This is a genomic window from Sphingobacterium sp. B29 (assembly GCF_001952815.1).
Classification (GTDB): Bacteria; Bacteroidota; Bacteroidia; order Sphingobacteriales; family Sphingobacteriaceae; genus Sphingobacterium; species Sphingobacterium siyangense.
Map to the genome: position 1 here is coordinate 4,390,836 of NZ_CP019158.1, position 18,872 is coordinate 4,409,707.

An 18,872-nucleotide genomic window follows, 5' to 3' on the forward strand; every position below is an offset into this window, starting at 1 on the left:
GATTCAAGAAATTAAATTTAATGACTATGACAACAAAGAAAAGTGCAAAGAATACCGTAAATAGTCCGATCACACCAGGTTTAAAAACCAAAGAAGAAATCGTGAACAACTGGCTTCCCCGTTATACGGGAAGGCCTTTGGAAGAGTTTGGGGAGTATATCCTTTTAACAAACTTTTCAAAATATATCCACCTGTTTTCTGAAATGCATGATAATGCGCCTATTTACGGGGAAGACAAACCGATGCAATCCGTCACTGCCGGAGGCATCACCATTATCAATTTCGGAATGGGAAGTCCAATGGCCGCAACCATTATGGATCTATTATCAGCAATTGCACCAAAAGCCGTTCTATTCTTGGGTAAGACCGGGGGTATCAAGAAAAAAATTCCTGTAGGTGAATTGATTCTTCCAATTGCCGCTATCCGCGGCGAGGGAACATCGAATGACTACTTTCCACCCGAAGTACCTTCATTACCAGCCTTCGCCATGCAAAAGGCCATATCCACTACAATTCGGGATCACCAACGCGATTACTGGACTGGAACGGTATACACCACCAATAGACGGGTTTGGGAACATGACAAAGCTTTCAAAAAATATTTAAAATCAATCCGTGCCATGTGCGTTGATATGGAAACCGCAACGATATTCAGCGTGGGATTTGCCAACAAGATTCCAACAGGTGCTTTACTGCTCGTTTCGGATCAACCGATGGTGCCAGAAGGAGTCAAAACTTCGGTCAGTGATGTAACAGTTACAGCAAAATATGTCGAAGCACATATCGGTATAGGTATTGATGCTTTAAAACAGCTTATCAATAACGGATTGACCGTGAAGCACCTTAAATTCTAAGCTACAATACAAGCAACATCATATTTTCCTTTGGCGGGAAAATATGATGCACCCCCTCCATAAAACCATAACTATCAAATATTTAAAACTATTAAACATTATTATTGATTAATAATTGAACAGTTATTAACTAAAATTTGAGATGTTAACAAATGTTAATCTTCACAATAATTAAACTATTTGACGTTTATATTGTAATAATCATATTACACTACATATATATCGTAAAAATTAATCAAACATTGTGAAGAAAAAAACATTATCTATTTTCAAAGTATCCGTATTGATTTGTTCAGCCTTAGCCACGCAGGTAAGTTGTTCTTCAAGTTCTTCAAAAGAAAATAAAACCAGTGAAAAAGCCGTAGCCTTACCCGTTTATACCGTCACTAAATCAGATGCGATCACCATCAAGGATTATTTAGGGACTATTGAAGGTAAAGTCAATGTCGAAGTTCGCCCGCAGGTCGAAGGTCTGCTGCAGGAAATTTATGTTGATGAAGGTTCTTTTGTACAAAAAGGCCAGAAACTGTTCAAAGTAGACCCCTCTACCTATCAGGAAAACCTCAATAACATGGTTGCTACAGAGCAGGTCGCCAGAGCCAAACTTAAAAATGCACAGCTCGAAGTCGACAGACTGAAACCACTGGTTCAAAACGACGTTATCTCCGATGTCAGACTGGCATCGGCCAAATCAGACTATCAGGTAGCCAAGGCAACACTGGATCAAGCCATCGCTGCCGTACGTTCGGCTCAGATCAGCAAGGATTTTACAGTGATCACCGCTCCGGTAAGCGGTTATATTGGCCGGATTCCAAAACGCATTGGAAATTTGGTATCAAAAGGAGATAAAGAACCCCTCACCTATCTTTCAGACATCCAGGAAGTCTATGTTTATTTCTCCATGAATGAATCTGACTTTCTTTATTTTTCCAAAGCACAGGCAAAAAAAGATAGTTTGGAAGGAAAAAAATACAACCAGAATCAGAAGCTTGTATTCCCCGAAGTTACGCTCGTCCTTGCAGATGGTGAAGAATACGCAAAAAAAAGGTATAGTGGATGCCGTCAATGGCCAGATCAACCGTACTACAGGTGCGATCTCCTTGCGTGCGACATTTCAAAATCACGACAATATACTTCGGTCCGGAAGTAGTGGTACGCTTAAAATTGCAGAGGTTAAAAAAGACGTTCTTCAAATCCCCCAGATTGCAGTCAATGAATTGCAGGATAAAACCTTCGTGTATATACTGGACCAAAACAACAAAGCACAAAAACGAAATATCCAACTGACAGGTAAAAGTAAAAACAATTATATCGTCTACTCAGGACTACAGGAAAACGATCGCGTTATTACCAGTGGATTTGACAAATTGACCGACGGTTCACCAGTAACCCCGATTTTACAGAAATAATTATCTATCATTTTTACATGCTACAAGGTGTCCGGCATACTGTACACTTCATGTAGCGTGTTTAAAATTCCATATATATGCTAAAAACATTTATAAATAGGCCTGTATTAGCCACGGTGGTTTCCATTATCCTGGTAATCTTAGGCTTAGTGGGGCTAAAACTTCTGCCTGTCTCGCGCTTTCCAGAAATTGCACCACCAAGTGTGCTTGTTTCACTAAGTTATCCGGGAGCTAATGCCGAGACTGTAGCAAAAAGCGTTTTACTACCTATCGAAGAAGCCATCAATGGTGTAGAGGATATGACCTATATCAAGTCATCTGCCTCCAATTCAGGATCGGGAAGTGTGTCGGTCTATTTTAAGACAGGTACCAATCCTGATATTGCCTCGGTCAACGTACAGACACGGATTTCCAAAGCAATCAGTTCCATTCCCGCAGAAGTAAATGAGGCTGGAATCACAGTCATGCCGCGGCAAACGGGTGTCATTATGACCATCAATCTCTACTCTGATCACCAGGATAGTGCCTACGACGAAACCTTTCTCCAGGCTTATGCACAGATTAACCTGATGCGGCCTTTGCTGCGTGTTGATGGCGTAGCCCAGGTTTCCCGTCTGGGAGCACGGGATTATGCGATGCGACTTTGGTTGAACCCCGAAAAACTAGCCCTGTATAACCTCGTCCCACAAGATGTGACCAACGCCATAAAAGATCAAAACTTTGAGATTGCCCCCGGTAAATTTGGAGAAACCTCAGATGAAGCTTTCGAAACAGTGATCCGTCATAAAGGGCGTTTCACCACACCGGAGGAATTCCAGAGTATTGTGATCAAAACCAACACCGACGGTTCAGTGCTCTATTTAAAAGATGTGGCACGCGTCGAATTCGGTGCTACAAATCTAAGCAGCGACAATAAGGTAAATGGACATCCCGGTCTTACACTCAACTTAACACAAACCAGTGGTTCCAACGCCCATGATATTGATATTGCCGTCAGAAAGGTTCTCGAAGAACAATCCAAAACATTTCCAAAAGGCATACACTACGAGGTGACCTACTCGGTACGTGACCAGATCGATGAATCGATCAACCAGGTTGAGCACACCCTTTTTGAAGCCTTTATCCTGGTATTTATTATTGTCTTTATCTTCCTGCAAGATTTTAGATCCACCTTGATCCCTGCAATTGCAATCCCCGTTTCATTGGTGGGAACCTTCTTTTTTCTGCAGCTTTTTGGATTTTCGCTCAATGTCCTCACGATGTTTGCCCTGGTGTTGGCTATTGGAATCGTAGTGGATGACGCGATTGTAGTCGTCGAGGCCATCCACGAAAAAATGCACAGCACAGGAATGAAACCCAGAGCCGCTACATTATCGACGATGTCCGAAATTACGGGAGCGATCCTGTCCATAACCATGGTCATGGCCGCTGTATTTTTGCCTGTGGGATTTATGGAAGGGCCAGCAGGTATCTTTTATCGCCAGTTTGCTTATACCCTTGCAACAGCGATTCTGATTTCAGCACTCAATGCTTTGACCTTAAGCCCAGCCTTATGTGCGCTACTCCTGAAAGCCCCGCAACAGCATACCAATCAAAAAAACGGCAAAATCAATCAATTTAAAGATCGCTTCTTTAAAGCATTCAATACCTCTTTTGATCGACTGACCGCCCGTTATGTCTCGATTGTAGAAATACTGATCAAGAATAAGAAAATAGCCTGGGCAGGCTTAATTTTAATTACAGCACTTGGCGTTGTGTTTATGATTAAAACACCCAAAAGTTTTATTCCGACAGAGGATGATGGATTTATCACATACAACATTGCTCTTCCTCCCGGCGCTTCATTGAGCCGAACAACTGAGGTTCTTCATCGTGCCGATAGTATTTTAAAGAAAAGACAGGACATCAATGGAATGACAACAGTTTCTGGTTTTAATGCCCTGGACGGAAGCTCAAGCCCGGCATTTGCCGCTGGTTATATCACCTTAAAACCACATGCCAAACGCGAGCACATCAAAAATATCAATGCATTTATGGATACCATCAGAAATGATCTATCCCAGATTAATGAAGCAACGTTTACAGTATTCCCCCGCCCTACCGTACAGGGCTTTGGAGATTTTGCCGGAATTGAAATGGTTCTTCAGGATCGAATGGGTGGTGACATTCGGGATTTTAACACCATTGCAGATACCTTTATTAACCAACTCAATACCTTACCGGAAATACGAAGTGCTTACACAAGTTTTAAATCAAACTTCCCTCAGTATGAAGTAAATATCGATGCCGTAAAGGCAAAATCCCTGGGAGTTGAGATCAAAGACCTCATGTCCACAATCCGATCTTATTTTGCGCGTGTACAGGCGAGCGATTTTAATCGGTTTGGTCGCCAATACCGTGTTTATGTCCAATCAGATTTCGACTTCCGCAAAGATCCCGAATCCTTCAATTCAATTTTTGTGCGTAACAGTAAAGGCGAAATGGTGCCTATTAACACCATATTGACCTTAGAAAAGACGGTGGGTCCAGAAACCATTACGCGTTACAATCTATACAATGCAATTGCGGTAAATATTACACCCGCGGAAGGCTATAGTACAGATGACGCGATGCAGGCTATCCAAAAATTGGCCGACAACAAACTTCCGGGTAATTATGGTTTTGAATGGACGGGCATGAGCTATGAAGAAAGTCAATCCGGCTCACAGACGATCTTGATTTTTGCTCTTAGTATCCTATTCGTCTACTTCCTGCTTTCCGCTCAATATGAAAGCTACATTCTTCCTTGGGCAGTATTACTGTCTATACCTGTGGGACTCATCGGCGTATTTTCCGTGATCAACCTTGTAGGACTTCAAAACAACATCTACGTGCAGGTGGGGCTTATTATGCTCATTGGCTTATTGGCCAAAAACGCAATTCTGATCGTAGAATTTGCCGTTCAGGAGCGTAAAAACGGAAAAAGTATCGTCGAAGCAGCCATTAGCGGCTCCAAACTGAGATTACGGCCAATCTTGATGACCAGTTTAGCCTTTGTTGCTGGCCTGGTGCCCTTGATGTGGACGGTGGGCCCGTCGGCGATCGGTAACCATTCGATCAGTTTCAGCGCTGCCGGCGGCATGCTCTTTGGTGTAGCCTTCGGCATCTTTATCATCCCTGTACTCTTTGTCGTATTCAAAAGCCTGGATGAAAAACTACATGATAAACTAGCTAAAGAAGAGGAAGAATAATGAAAAACATAAAAAAATACCTTTCGGGAATATCGATCATCATTAGTCTCTTAGGTCTGATGAATGCCTGTAAGATCGGCAAAGATTATGTGCAGCCCAAACTCAAACTTCCCGAAAACTTTCGTGGCGATACGTTGGATTACTTCGGAGACACCTCCAGTATGGGACTGATCCATTGGAAATCCTTCTTTCACGACCCTACCTTGAAACTATTGATTGATTCTGCCTTAGCGAATAATTTTGAGATGAAGACAGCATTGCTCAACCTGCAGATTTCAACCCGAGTTTTGGCCCAGAACAAAGCCAATTATCTGCCGAGTGTAAATGCGACAATTGCTAATGGAAACCGCACCTGGCGATCGAAAGACTTTGGCAGCGGTCCCCTGACCAAATATTACGATCATAAAGGTGAAAAGGCACCGCAAAATATGTTTGTCTATCAATCTATGTTTGGTTCCGATATTAATTTTAGCTGGGAAATAGATATCTGGAAGAAAATAGGTAGCAAACAGGAGCAGCTATTAGCCGAATATTTGGATACACAGGAGGCAAAAAATGCGATACAGACCTCTATCATAACTGCTGTCGCAAAAGGTTACTTCAATCTCTTGATGCTCGATGCCAAGATCGAGGTTGCTAAACGCAACGTTCAGTTAAACGACAGTACGCTGCGTATGATCAAGCTCCAATATGAAGCGGGTGAGATCACGGCCTTGGCGATCCAACAAACACAATCACAGCGCCTATTGGCGGCCTCCCTCGTTCCCGAAATCGAAAAGGAAATTGTCATCCAGGAAAATGCGCTACAGACACTGACCGGAAAATTACCCGATAGCATCAAAAGAGGCACTTCTTACGAGCATCTCTTCGCTGAAAGCAAAGACATCTCCTTAGGTTCCCCAATCGAAATTGTGCGCAATAGACCAGATATCCGATCATCTGAATTTCAATTGATGGCTGCCAATGCAAATGCCAATATCCAACAGGCCATGCGTTATCCTTCATTGACCGTAGGCGGCGTATTGGGGGTAAATAGTATGCTCCCCAAAAATTGGTTCAATATACCCGGGGCATTGCTCGGTGGAATAACCGGGAATTTGACCACACCTATTTTCAAAAACAAAACCTTGAAAACACAGTATGAGGTAGCTAAATTGGAACGTGATAAAGCCGAAATCCAATTGCAACAAAAGGTCGTCGAAGCCGTAGCCGAAGTCTCTAATGCAGTGGTCACGGTCGACAAGCAACGGGAGCAATTGTCTTTGGCCAAAGAAAGAGTCGATAATGCACATCTTGCCGTCAAAAATGCGGGTTTACTCTTTAAAAGTGGTTACGCTACATATTTAGAGGTGATTACAGCGCAAAGCAATGCCTTAAACAGTGACCTCGATCTGGTCGAGTTAAGGCAACAGCATTTAGATGCATTTGTGGATCTGTACCGGGCACTCGGTGGAGGTTGGAGATAAGGATTTAAAACCCTATTTTTGTGGTATGACTCCGGAAGAATTACAACACTATTTTCAATCCAAAGACTTGCCTGATTCGCTAGAAATACAGCAGGACATGCAGGTCTTCGACGTACAACGTTTCTTGAGCACAAGTTTTATCCATGTTGGATTATGGAAAAAAGATCTAAGCAAATGTCCATCCTGGATTAGACTTTTAAAATTTAAGGATGCTTTAGAAAATAAAGAAAAAGCCTAACATCCGTTAGGCTTTTTCTTTATAACTATTTTTCTATGCTTTGGGGGCAAGTTGCTTCATTAATAGCGGCATCTGCTCTTTCGAAAAAATCTCTTCTGCGCCAGCGTCCAACAATTCCATCCGTTCATTCTCATCACTACTTGATGTCAGCCCAAATATTCGAATAGCGGGAAACCGCTCCCGTAAGATTTTTGCCGTTTCTATCCCGTTTAATACAGGCATATGCAGATCTAATATACATATTTCAGGAAGTTCGTGCTCGTTTTCATCGAGGTAGTCGATTAAATCCCTACCATTGGAAGCACAATAAACCAAATCCAATAAATGAGATTGAGCCATAGCTCGCATCAACACATGATGAATCAGCGCATCATCTGCGTAGACAACCGTACATTTACTTTTGGTATCCATTTGAAAAAGCTATCATTTTAATAATTATAAAAATAATATTATATAAATATGTAATAAAATAAAAAATACAGAAAAAAGTTAGCAATAATTATGTTATTATACAAATTTTATTTCAAAATGTTCAGTATTAACAATCCAACAAGCTTTTAGTTTGATTTATACAATAAGAACATCATAGGTAGTAAATCTCTCCGTGTCAATATCGTTAGAAAAGATTAAGTAAAGAGAAATAAAGATCGGTAGCCTATACCTTAAAAATCATCTTCAATAATTTCAGCCACTCTTCCTACTTGGCCATCCGTCAACCTGACTTTAATTCCCCTCGAATGATATGAGGATGATGTCAGCAAGTCTTTCACAATGCCTTCTGTTAAATTTCCTGTACGTTGGTCCTTTTTTAAGATTATATTCACCAACATGCCTGGCTTTACATCTGCTCTATTTCTTCCATCCATGGTCAAACTTAGAAAAATTGTTTTTTAAATGCAATATAAATAAACAATTTATTGTTAGAAAAACCTTCGTCTCGTATTTTGGAACAGGTACAATGAAAGCAAATGAAAGCCAATAGCGTAGATGAATGTTATAAACCGAACTGCAGGCTATTTTATTCAATACCTAACTACCATAAAAATGGTCGGAATTTCTTCCGACCATGATTGGCTTTAAGCCTTTTTTTATGGTATGTAGGTCATCAGCATATTGGCTGTTTGACCAATTGAATTTATTTAAATAGCTTAAAAATATCGTTTCCGAATATAAAGACCATTAAAGCCAATAAAATAAAGAAACCGACCATTTGTGCTTTCTCCAGGAATTTTTCGCTCAATGGCTTGCCTTGTATCATTTCAACCAACAAGAACAATACGTGACCGCCATCCAAAGCTGGAATAGGCAATAGGTTCATAAATGCCAATGCCATAGACAACATCCCTACTAAGGACCAAAAACGGATCCAATCCACTTCTGTACCGAACAAGGTCGCAATTCCAATTGGGCCAGATAATGCTTTATCAGCACGTACCTCGCCTTTGAAAATTTTGCCAAATCCTTTGGCGTTGTCGGTAATCACCGTAAATGCTTTTTTAGCGCCGATTGGAAATGCCTCCATTAAGCTATATTGCGTTGTAAAAGATTTGATGGAATAATCACGGTTAATGCCTATTCCCAGCATGGCATCCGCAGGAACATTCCCTTGCAATGAAACTTCAGTTCCTTTGCGTAAAACTTTAATCGCTACAGCTTTATTGATATTCGCTTTTATTTGTGCTTTAAACTCGTCGAAGAAAGGAACCTGTACCCCATTCACCGCAATAATGCTATCGCCTTTCACAAAACCCATTTTACTTGCTGCCGATCCAGGTGATACTTCAGCAACACTTGTTGTTTTAACACGAGGTTCAATAAACTTCTCACCTTTCTTATCAGAAAGCGTGTTCAATAAATCCGCTGGAACTTTTACTTCTGTTGTTGCACCATTGCGCTCAACTGTAAGTGCCACTCCGCCCATCAATACTTTAGAACTGATCAACTCCGAGTAATTTTCGATACGGTGACCGTCTATTGAAATCACTTTATCACCAGCTTTCAAACCGATGGATTCACCAATGGATCCCGGAACAATACCATTTACCAGCTGATCCATTTTGATATCTGTATTGCCCATTTTAAAAGTCAGCATCCAAAAGACAACAACGCCGACGACAATATTGACAATAATCCCCCCAAGCATAACGATTAAACGTTGCCAAGCTGGTTTTGATCTAAATTCCCAAGGTTGTGGCTCACCCTTTAATTGCTCAGTATCCATCGATTCATCGATCATACCCGCAATCTTGACATAACCACCTAAAGGCAACCAGCCAATACCATATTCACATCCTTTATAATTGAATTTAAATAATTTCACTCCCCAGGCATCAAAGAACAGATAAAATTTTTCCACCTTGATACCAAATGCACGTGCTGCTAAGAAATGTCCTAACTCATGTAGAACAATTAAAATTGACAAGCCTAAAATCACTTGTCCGACCATAATTAAAACACCCATGTATGCTTTTTAAAATTTAATCTTTGATTATTTCCTTTGTTATTAATCTTGCGACACGATCCGTCTCCAGATAATCATCCAGCGTCGGTGTCGCAATGAATTCTACTTTACCTAATGTCTGTTCAATAATATCACTCATTTCCAAAAACCCGACTTGATCTTTCAGGAAGGCATCCACAACAACTTCATTGGCTGCATTTAATACACAGCTTCTATTTCCGCCGGCACGAAGGCTCTCATAGGCAAGTGCCAAATTCCGAAAAGTTTCCATGTCTGCTTTTTCAAAACTGAGCGTTGGATAGTCCATGAAATTAAATCGCTCAAAACTGTTTTCAAAACGTGCCGGATAGGTCAGTGCATACTGGATCGGCAATTTCATATCAGGAACCCCCATTTGGGCCTTCATGGAACCATCCTGAAATTGGACCAGCGAATGTACAATAGATTGGGGATGTACAATCACATCGACCTGATCTATTGACAGATTGAAGAGCCATTTTGCCTCAATCACTTCTAGCCCTTTATTCATCAAGGACGCCGAGTCAATCGTAATTTTGGCACCCATCGACCAGTTGGGATGTTTCAAGGCTTCAGCCTTAGTCACTGCGAGAAGATCGGCTCTCTTTTTACCACGAAAGGGTCCTCCGGAAGCTGTGATATATATTTTCTCGATTGGATTATGCTCCTCGCCAGCCAAACACTGGAAGATCGCCGAATGCTCCGAATCTACAGGAAGCATGCGTACACCATATTCTTTCACTAAAGCCATAATCAGCTTACCGGCGACAACCAGCGTCTCCTTATTGGCCAGCGCAATATCTTTCTTTGACTGAATTGCTTTAACAGTGGGTTTTAATCCCGCAGATCCAACGATCGCATTCAAAACAACATCTACTTCTTCGTACTGCACCACTTCAACCAGTCCTGCTTCTCCCAAAAGAACAGCAATATCATGTCCTTTTAAAGCATCCTGCACATAACTGTACTGAAGGGAATCTGTTACAACAACCGCTTTGGGCTTAAACTCCAAGGCCTGTTTAACCAACAATGTGGCATTGCTACCACAGGTCAGAACGATTGCTTTAAATTTAGTAGGAAAGGCTCGAATCACATCCAAGGCTTGTGTACCTATACTTCCCGTTGCCCCTAAAATGGCAATTCCTTTTTTACTCAAAACCTTTGCTATTAATTAAAATATATTATTTAAAATCTTTGGATCCTCTCCCCCATGGTAATCCGCCATCATGGATCGGTAAGCGACCGAAACAACAATACTAGCCAAAGGTACCACCAAGAAAGAACTCACGAGGTTCAAAATAATAAAAATTATGTAATATTCTAAATAATTAAAATACATCTGCAATAACTGAAAAAAAGCAAATACAGCCAAAATCAATAATAGTTTAAATACATTGCCCTTCGTCAGTGCAAAACTGAAGCGTAATGACCTCAATGTGCCCGCGTGTTTATCGATAATGAAAAATGGATAAAATGCCACTCTAATAATCAAGATGAAAGTCAATATTGCCGCGATAAAAACAACAAACATCGTAAAGTTACTCATCAGCTCCATCCGATTGTCACCATTTTCAAATAGATAAAGGAATGGTAAAGAAACGGCTCCTAAAATCATCAGGAGTGCTATGGAGAGCACCATTATACTTAACATGGCACCAAAAAAATAGGCAAGCTCCTTTGAGCTGGGAATACATTGAATCAGTTTCTTATCATGATTTCCATCTATCAGACTTAAGATATACTTAAATAAAGTCATATTCAATCCGAAATACATCACCATGAAAAAAAACGCCATGAAACCACTCAACACCACATTGAAATCACTGATGGTAGTCGCGAGATAATTAGAGAGTCCGGAGGTCACGAACAGTAAAAAACAAAGCCCTGCCACTGAAAAATAATGTCTTTTCAGCAACTCCCATGACTTATTAAAAACCTCATTAACAGCAAAAGTACTTTCCTTTAGGAATTGAATCATTTTTTCTTTGAATAAACTTCTACAAAGATGCCATATTTTTTAATTTTCAACAATTTACACTCCCATAAAATTCATTTTTTTTATAATATTTAACATAAAAAAAATCCCCTATCCGAATGGACAGGGGATTTTATAGGGTATATCGAACTATGCCTATTTAAATTCTTTGGGAAGCGGCTTCTCCAATAAGTATTGGTAGTAGAAACGTGCACGCTCATTAGAATCATATTTACTTTTCGAACGGTCAAATCCATGACGGCTTCCCGGATAGATCATCAACTCAAAAGGAACACTTCGATCTGTCAATTTATCAACAAGTTGGATTGTATTCTGTAAATGAACATTATCATCCATATCGCCATGCATAATACGCAAAACGCCTTTATAGTTATTTGCATAGGTTAACACAGAACCAGCTTTATAACCTTCAGGATTGTCTTGAGGCGTATCCATCCATCTTTCCGTATAATGACTATCGTACAGATCCCAGGAGGTAACAGGCGCACCCGCAATACCGAAATCAAATACATCTGCGGCCTTCGTCATCGCCAAACAAGTCATATAACCTCCGTAGCTATGCCCGGTGATAAGCACTTTGTTTTTAGCTACCCAAGGTTGCGATTTTAACCATTTGACAATCGTTGAATAATCAATAATCTCCCAGTGACCAAGATTGCGGTGCATATAAGCAACACCTTGTTTACCAAAATGACCAGATGCCCGGTGATCGGCAGAGACTTGAATAATTCCTTCATTAGCCCAATATTGATTATTCGTTCCTTTCCAGGTATCTTTTACCGTTCCAGCATCAGGACCACCATAGATACTGAAAACAACAGGATAAACTTTTGATTTATCGAAATTTGTCGGATAAGTAATTGTTAAGGGAAGATCGAACAAACCATCATCTGATTTAAGATGTAAGTATTCGGTTTTACCATACGTATACGAATCAAAATCAGCCGCTTTACTATCTGCTAACTGACGGACGACTTTACCTTGGTTATCCAACAAAGCAAACCGATCGGGTGTACTCACATTGGAGTATTTGGTAATAAAATACTTGCCATCAGGCGATACATTGACATCGTGTGAGTATTCACCGAAAGTCAGACGTTTTAAGTTTTTACCCGAATAATCCACGCGGTACAAATCAAAACGTGCCGAATTTTCTTTACGTGCGGTAAAATAGATCACCTTATTTTTTTCATCAATCCGTTTTAATTCGGTTACCTGCCATTCGCCTGAAGTAATTGGATTGACCAATGTTCCATCCAATTTATAGAGGTAGTAATGCGCCCAGCCCGTCTTATCCGATTTTAAGATATAATATTTGTTGTCCGCAAGATAGGTGATACGCTCATCGTGATCCAAATTGATCCATGAAGCCTGACGCTCGTCGTAGATTTCTTTTTTCGAGCCAGAATTCGGATCCACTTGATAAAACTTCAAATTGTTCTGATCCCTGTTCATCCACTGCACCATCACATTTTTGCTATCAAAGGCCCAGTAAGGCTGCCCAAAATACTGATCATCTTTTTCGTTGAAATCAGCCCAGGTAACGTTCCCCCCATCGAGATGAACGATACCCACCTTCACTTCCGGATTTGGGTCTCCAGCTTTGGGGTATCTTGTCTCCTCCAGGTAGCCATGCTGGCCTTTGGACGAATAAATCGGAAACATAGGAACCTTGGTATCATCGAAACGCATGAAGGCGATTTTACGGCTGTCCGGAGACCACCAAAAAGCTTTGTATTTTGTTGGACGCCCAAGAATTTCCTCGTAATATACCCAAGATGACCAACCATTGTAAATAACGTCGGTACCATCATTTGTATACTGCATTTCCTTTCCCGAAGTCACGTCCACGCTATACAAATTGCTTTTGCGGGTAAAGGCAACATATTTACCATCCGGCGATAAGGTCGGATTCTGTTCCGCAACATCAGGAGAGTTTGTCAACTTCTTGGCTACACCATCTGTACTTTTCAGGAAGATATCATTGTTTTCGACATAGACAACCGTCCCTTCTTTAGCGGGAACTGTATAAATGCTTCTGTGACCTGATTTAATGTTAACCTGATATAAACGACCATCATTTACATCATTTTCCAGATAAGCTGTCCCGTCTGCCCAGCCAGGATACTGATTCGTACGAACTGTCAACGATGGCTTTTGCCCCCAGGACTGTGCAAAATCCAATTTCTTTTGTGCAAAACCAACCTCATGCACTAAAAAAACGATAGACGCACCTAAGAGTACTCTTGATACCGTATTCATTAATTTTTGGATATGTTTATTAATTATTTTGGCTAAGATAAAGAATTGTGGCAAATAACGACGATTTTGCCTGTAACAAGCTTAATTCAGATTGCGCGTACCAAACGGCTTGCCAAAGACTTGATTAAACCAGATGATTCCTTGCTAAGGACGCTGCTCGAAAAGTGCAAGCTGTATACCTTCCTTTGGAAAATCAGCTTCTTCCACAAAATTTGATATCGAAACCCCCAGCAACCTCACTTTGTTCACCAGCTCAACCTTGCTCAACAAACTATGGGCGGTGGCGTAAATTTTGTCTTCCGAATCAAAACTATTTTCTAAGGTTATACTCCGTGTCAACTGAACGAAATCGGCATATTTAATTTTTATGGTTAAGGTTCTTCCAGAGATTTCCTTTTTCCCGATGCGTGTCCACAACTGTTTGCAGAGCCGTTGCAAAATGGTATTTAATTCTTCAAATGCTTCTACATCCTCGCCAAACGTATCCTCAATCCCGACCGATTTACTGCTGCGATTGGGGACAACAGGACGGTCGTCGATCCCGCGTACGATACGGTAAAAAAAGTGCCCAGTCTTTCCAAACCAACGTACGAGGTCCTCTTCACGCTGTTTTTTTAAATCGAGTCCGGTAAACAGCCCCAGTTCATGCATTTTTTTTTGCGGTCACCTTACCTACGCCAAAAAACTTATCCACGGGCAATGACTCCATGAACTTGACAATTTTCGAAGGGCCTATAAATGTTAAGCCGTTGGGCTTGTCCATATCCGAAGCAATCTTTGCAACAAATTTATTGACGGAAACACCAGCAGAGACGGTCAGATTCAACTCTTCTTGGATAGCCTCTTTAATGGCTTTGGCGATATCAATAGCCGAACCAATACCCTGTTTGTCTATGGTCACATCCAAAAAAGCTTCATCCAGGGAAAGCGGCTCGATTAAATCCGTATAACGGAGAAAAATCTCCCGAATTTGGTAGGAAACCTGACGATAAACATCAAAGCGAGGATAGGTAAAGATAATATGGGGGCACAACTGAAGAGCCTTTCGGGAGCTCATAGCAGATTTGACACCAAACTTTCGCGCTTCGTAACTGGCCGTTGCAACTACTCCCCTCCCATCCGGGGAACCACCTACTGCAATCGCTTTTCCCCGATATTCGGGAAAATCACGCTGATCTACAGAGGCATAAAATGCATCCATATCCAAATGAATAATCTTGCGATGTACCTGTTCGGAATCCATGATCCAAATTTACAAAAATTAGCATTATAGACTAAGAAAACCAAAAAATAACTAATAGAATTAGCAACACAGCAAAAAACGACAATCACTAGGCTCGCCAAGCGTTAATCTAGGTATAATGCATTCGTCATTATGCTGTTAATTATTTATCTTTAGGTGAACCTATCCGTTGGACAGAAAAATCATCGTTCCGGCGCATAGTCCTAGGCACTGCATGAAATGGTTTTAATTAGCACACATGATGGAAAATTTACCCGAACAAAAACCGAAAAAATCCGGATTTAAGAAGTTCTTACTCCTGCTGATCCTTTTCCTCCTTGTGGGGGCCGGTTCCTACGTTTACTGGAAGTATTACTACGTATTCGGTGAAGGCGTAAAATCTGGCTATCTTAATTATGCTGTAAAAAAGGGCAATATTTTCAAGACCTACGAAGGCAAGCTCATTCAGGAGGGATTTGGAAGTATCAAAACGGGTGGTATCGCCAGCAATCAATTTGAATTTTCCATTGAAGATGATTCTATATTCCGTCAATTGGAGCTCAATAGTGGAAAATACTTCGATCTTCGCTACAAAGAATACCATGGTGTGCTTCCCTGGCGTGGAAACACGGTTTATATCGTTGACAAAATTGTCAATATGAAATAGCGAACTCCGCCGTGTTTACCAGCGGAGTTATCGAAGTTCCGTTTAAATAAGTTAAACTACATCAGCACGCTATTGTAGGGGTGCCCTTCCATGAGCTGCTTATTGTCCGCCGCATTTGCGTTTCCGATAGAAGATTTTTCGAAAAGGCCTATTTATGCAGAAAGCACATCCCGGACGATCAATTTTTCGTTAAAATAACGTTTTAAAATGCTGCCGTCACCGTGTAGTGTCCAAACTTCTTTGGGATTTACCATTTTAATGTACTGAAGAATGTCATTCCAGTCCACATGATCAGAAATATACAGCTCGATATCATTCTGTGCCTGTAAACGTTTCCAGCCTGAGGCAAATGCGCGTAATACTTTGGTCGCCCTAAAATAACTATTGAAGGTCATCGGCGGTACCAAGTACACTTTGTTCTGTTCGCCCTGTTTCATTTCTTTTCTGTTGTAGGGCTCATAGTCTAACTTCTTCAGCCCGTGTTGATCATAAAGGCGATGGTAGGGCAATATTCCACTATGCACAAGCACTTTTCGATCCGGGCAGTACCTGTTGATCAAATCAGTAATTCGCTGCGCCTTGCCCAACACATAAGTACCTAATAAGATATTACTGGCATGTCCATCAAGTTTTTTTATCTCCTCCGCCGGATCGGGATGGATAATCTCGGGATTTGCAAAGGTACTTTCCGTAATGAGGACATCGGCCTGCTGCAGCTCGATCGGTTCACAGGTATCATCAGTTTGTAATTTATAATCGCCGGTGTACAAGTAACGTACCCCCCGATATTCCATTAGAATCTGTGCTGAACCCAGTATATGACCTGCTGGTAAAAATGTGATTTCGACCGCACCTATTTTAAAGGGACTATTAAACAATTTGACCTGATAAGAATCTTTGCGATTTTGTTTATACCGATAAGTCATAAACAGTGAGGTCGCCTGTGTGGCATACACATAGTCGTGTCCTGAACTGGCATGATCGCCATGGGCATGAGAAACGACATTGTGCATAACGGGATTGCTGGCATCAATAAAAAAATCACCATAACGGCAGTAATAGCCTTCTGGCTTTCTGACTAAGAAGTCAGCCAATAGTGTAGACATCATATTATTTTAGAAACTTTTGATGCAAAGTCCACACCTGCGGTAATAGCGGAGTGGTTCCATCATTAATGATGACGAAGTCTGCCAATTTTAATTTTTCTTCGTCAGATAGTTGCTTATTAATTCGCTCCATGACCTGTTCCTCAGTAACAGCATCACGTTCCATGACACGTTTAACGCGTATGGGTAAAGGCGCAGTAACCAGTATGGTATAATCAAGATCCTTGTAGGACCCACTTTCAAAAAGCAAAGCAGCCTCTTTGAGTGAATAACGTGACTTTTGCTGTTCGGCCCAATCCTTTGCCGCCTGAATAACGATGGGGTGTACAATGCTGTTCACAAGTTCGAGCTTCGCCTTGTCGGAGAATATCTGTTCAGCCAAAAAAGCCCGATCCAGCTTTCCACCCTTATAGGTCTCTTCGCCGAACTCCGCAATCAAGCGTGCTTTGATCCGCAAATCGGTATTCATAAGCTTCTTGGCTTCCTCGTCAGCATTATAAACAGGTACAGCCATGGCTTTAAAAAGCTGACAGATAAAAGTCTTACCTGATCCAATTCCGCCTGTTATTCCAATCTTCATGAAAATATTGTTATTTACGTACAAAAAAGTCCACGTTTTGAGGGACAATACTGATAACCTTACAATAGTCAGGTACTTTGGTCAGCAAAATAGGCAGATATTGCACCTCATTCTTCTCCCAGTCTGCCAGGTCTACCACAGCCTCAAAATCACGCGATGTATAGTTATTATAATCTTTGACAGACATCAACACGGTGACGACAACTTTGCTCGGACTAAGCCTGACCGAACTATAACGTTGACCATTCTCCACCTTTACGGGCAGCTCGATTATTTTCTCGGTCAATTCACCTACAGGCATGAGCACCTCGACCGAAGTCGGATAAACATTGATATTCGCTTTTTGGTTACGTGCCAGGTTGGCCACGGTCCGAACGTCGGTTTCGACTTCCTTTCCACGAACGGTATCCGTTTCCCAATACTCGATAGCCGAAACATCCTCGTAAGGTCCGGTTATTGTCACATAAGCTGGTGTAACTTTGGTATCAGCGATAAAACCGTAGCCGCGTTTAAATCCGATATTAGCAAGGGGTTTTACAGGCACCTTACGCTGGGTCTGTTTGGAAAAATCAAAAAACAGGGTATCTGGGCTAACTGACACCACGCGTTGTTCGTGTGGAAACTGTCGGTTGATAAAGCCCAATTGGTTGGAAAAAACAATCCAGTCTTTGGTTTTTAACGAGCTTAGGTCCACCTGAACCTTTGGGGTTTCCAATGCAGCTTTGGAAAACAGGAATTGCCATCCCGTCATCTCCAGCTTCACTTTTACCGTATCGGATTGCTGGGGGTGAAATGCGCGTTTCTCGGGAAGATTGACATATTCAATCGCCGCCTTGACGGAAACAGTATATTGATTGGAGATCGAAAACAATAACCAAGCTAACAACGAAATTCCAACACAACGCACGAAGACATTAATCTTACGCCGTTGGGTCTTATTTATTCGAACTGCATTCGCCATGATACAAACTTAATCAATTTGCGTAAAAATCAGCCCATAGGCAAATAAAAACTTAGTCCACTAGGCGTATAAATCAGCTAATAAAAAATTGTCTGCCCAACGACAACTCACTTATCACCAAAAAAATCCATGAACATCTTTCATAAGGAGAGCACTTGATCTGTTCGTAAAGGCAGACACGGTCATCCAAAGTAAAAAAACACCAATTGCATGCGTCTATCCAAATAAGCTGTACTTAAAATTTGGTCAAAACCGAAAGATGGCTTGATCAAATCTAGACTAAAATACTGTAATCGAAAGAGCACCCGATACAACCATAGCTCGAATAAATAGTATAATTCAATAAAAATTTAAAATAAAACATTAAATAATATATGTTTTATTTTAAATTTCATTAAATTT

At 41.1% G+C, this 18,872-nt stretch carries 17 protein-coding genes and 1 pseudogene; 7 read left to right on the forward strand and 11 right to left on the reverse strand.

Annotated elements, in window-relative coordinates:
* Positions 1-20: 20 nt before the first annotated feature.
* The 6 genes and pseudogenes from BV902_RS18880 to BV902_RS18900 all read left to right on the forward strand — a co-directional run bounded on the left by BV902_RS18880 (position 21) and on the right by BV902_RS18900 (position 7,197).
* Positions 21-854 carry an AMP nucleosidase gene (locus tag BV902_RS18880; RefSeq protein ID WP_075993271.1) on the forward strand — a complete coding sequence of 278 codons (834 nt, stop codon included), beginning with the start codon at positions 21-23 and terminating at the stop codon, positions 852-854.
* A gap of 244 nt (positions 855-1,098) precedes the next feature.
* A pseudogene (locus BV902_RS28380) lies at positions 1,099-1,764 on the forward strand (efflux RND transporter periplasmic adaptor subunit); the annotation flags it as partial.
* Positions 1,765-1,876: 112 nt separating this feature from the next.
* Entirely contained in the window at positions 1,877-2,263 is a 387-nt protein-coding gene (locus BV902_RS28385; protein ID WP_250637944.1) for an efflux RND transporter periplasmic adaptor subunit, read from the forward strand.
* A 77-nt stretch (positions 2,264-2,340) separates the two neighbouring features.
* A complete protein-coding gene (locus BV902_RS18890; protein ID WP_075993272.1) occupies positions 2,341-5,493 on the forward strand; it encodes an efflux RND transporter permease subunit in 3,153 nt (1,050 codons plus the stop codon).
* Positions 5,493-6,959, forward strand: a complete 1,467-nt coding sequence (locus BV902_RS18895; RefSeq protein ID WP_075993273.1) for an efflux transporter outer membrane subunit — start codon at positions 5,493-5,495, stop codon at positions 6,957-6,959. Before BV902_RS18890 ends, BV902_RS18895 begins: the two co-directional genes overlap by 1 nt.
* 25 nt (positions 6,960-6,984) lie before the next feature.
* On the forward strand, positions 6,985-7,197 hold the full coding sequence (locus BV902_RS18900; RefSeq protein WP_075994871.1) for a DUF6965 family protein: 213 nt from the start codon (positions 6,985-6,987) through the stop codon (positions 7,195-7,197).
* A 33-nt stretch (positions 7,198-7,230) separates the two neighbouring features.
* Here BV902_RS18900 and BV902_RS18905 read toward each other — a convergent pair whose 3' ends face one another.
* The 8 genes from BV902_RS18905 to dinB form a co-directional block, all read right to left on the reverse strand.
* Positions 7,231-7,608 (reverse strand): response regulator, encoded by a 378-nt coding sequence (locus BV902_RS18905; RefSeq protein WP_075993274.1) that lies wholly within the window; start codon positions 7,606-7,608, stop codon positions 7,231-7,233.
* 251 nt (positions 7,609-7,859) lie between these two features.
* Complete coding sequence (locus BV902_RS18910) at positions 7,860-8,063, reverse strand: YwbE family protein (RefSeq protein ID WP_046674525.1); 204 nt, start codon at positions 8,061-8,063, stop codon at positions 7,860-7,862.
* Positions 8,064-8,332: 269 nt separating this feature from the next.
* A complete protein-coding gene (gene rseP / locus BV902_RS18915; RefSeq protein WP_075993275.1) occupies positions 8,333-9,658 on the reverse strand; it encodes an RIP metalloprotease RseP in 1,326 nt (441 codons plus the stop codon).
* Between the two features lie 16 nt (positions 9,659-9,674).
* On the reverse strand, positions 9,675-10,832 hold the full coding sequence (locus BV902_RS18920) for a 1-deoxy-D-xylulose-5-phosphate reductoisomerase (protein WP_075993276.1): 1,158 nt from the start codon (positions 10,830-10,832) through the stop codon (positions 9,675-9,677).
* A 15-nt stretch (positions 10,833-10,847) separates the two neighbouring features.
* A complete protein-coding gene (locus BV902_RS18925) occupies positions 10,848-11,654 on the reverse strand; it encodes a beta-carotene 15,15'-monooxygenase (RefSeq protein WP_075993277.1) in 807 nt (268 codons plus the stop codon).
* Between the two features lie 153 nt (positions 11,655-11,807).
* Complete coding sequence (locus tag BV902_RS18930; RefSeq protein ID WP_075993278.1) at positions 11,808-13,934, reverse strand: S9 family peptidase; 2,127 nt, start codon at positions 13,932-13,934, stop codon at positions 11,808-11,810.
* A gap of 144 nt (positions 13,935-14,078) precedes the next feature.
* Positions 14,079-14,585 (reverse strand): DinB/UmuC family translesion DNA polymerase, encoded by a 507-nt coding sequence (locus BV902_RS28580; RefSeq protein WP_335682241.1) that lies wholly within the window; start codon positions 14,583-14,585, stop codon positions 14,079-14,081.
* Positions 14,578-15,177 (reverse strand): DNA polymerase IV, encoded by a 600-nt coding sequence (gene dinB / locus BV902_RS28585; RefSeq protein WP_335682242.1) that lies wholly within the window; start codon positions 15,175-15,177, stop codon positions 14,578-14,580. The genes BV902_RS28580 and dinB overlap by 8 nt, the downstream gene beginning before the upstream one ends.
* A 238-nt stretch (positions 15,178-15,415) precedes the next feature.
* Between dinB and BV902_RS18940 the strand changes: the two genes are divergently transcribed.
* The gene (locus tag BV902_RS18940) at positions 15,416-15,823 is read left to right on the forward strand and encodes a hypothetical protein (RefSeq protein ID WP_075993279.1); all 408 of its coding nucleotides are present in this window, start codon (positions 15,416-15,418) and stop codon (positions 15,821-15,823) included.
* Between the two features lie 152 nt (positions 15,824-15,975).
* Here BV902_RS18940 and BV902_RS18945 read toward each other — a convergent pair whose 3' ends face one another.
* From BV902_RS18945 to BV902_RS18955, 3 genes are read right to left on the reverse strand one after another with little or no spacing between them, the layout of a single operon-like run.
* Positions 15,976-16,932: an exonuclease gene (locus BV902_RS18945; RefSeq protein ID WP_335682243.1), complete on the reverse strand. Its 957-nt coding sequence runs from the start codon at positions 16,930-16,932 to the stop codon at positions 15,976-15,978.
* A gap of 1 nt (position 16,933) precedes the next feature.
* Positions 16,934-17,509 carry a dephospho-CoA kinase gene (gene coaE / locus BV902_RS18950; protein WP_172840709.1) on the reverse strand — a complete coding sequence of 192 codons (576 nt, stop codon included), beginning with the start codon at positions 17,507-17,509 and terminating at the stop codon, positions 16,934-16,936.
* A 10-nt stretch (positions 17,510-17,519) separates the two neighbouring features.
* Complete coding sequence (locus tag BV902_RS18955; RefSeq protein ID WP_075993280.1) at positions 17,520-18,470, reverse strand: hypothetical protein; 951 nt, start codon at positions 18,468-18,470, stop codon at positions 17,520-17,522.
* Positions 18,471-18,872: the final 402 nt, after the last annotated feature.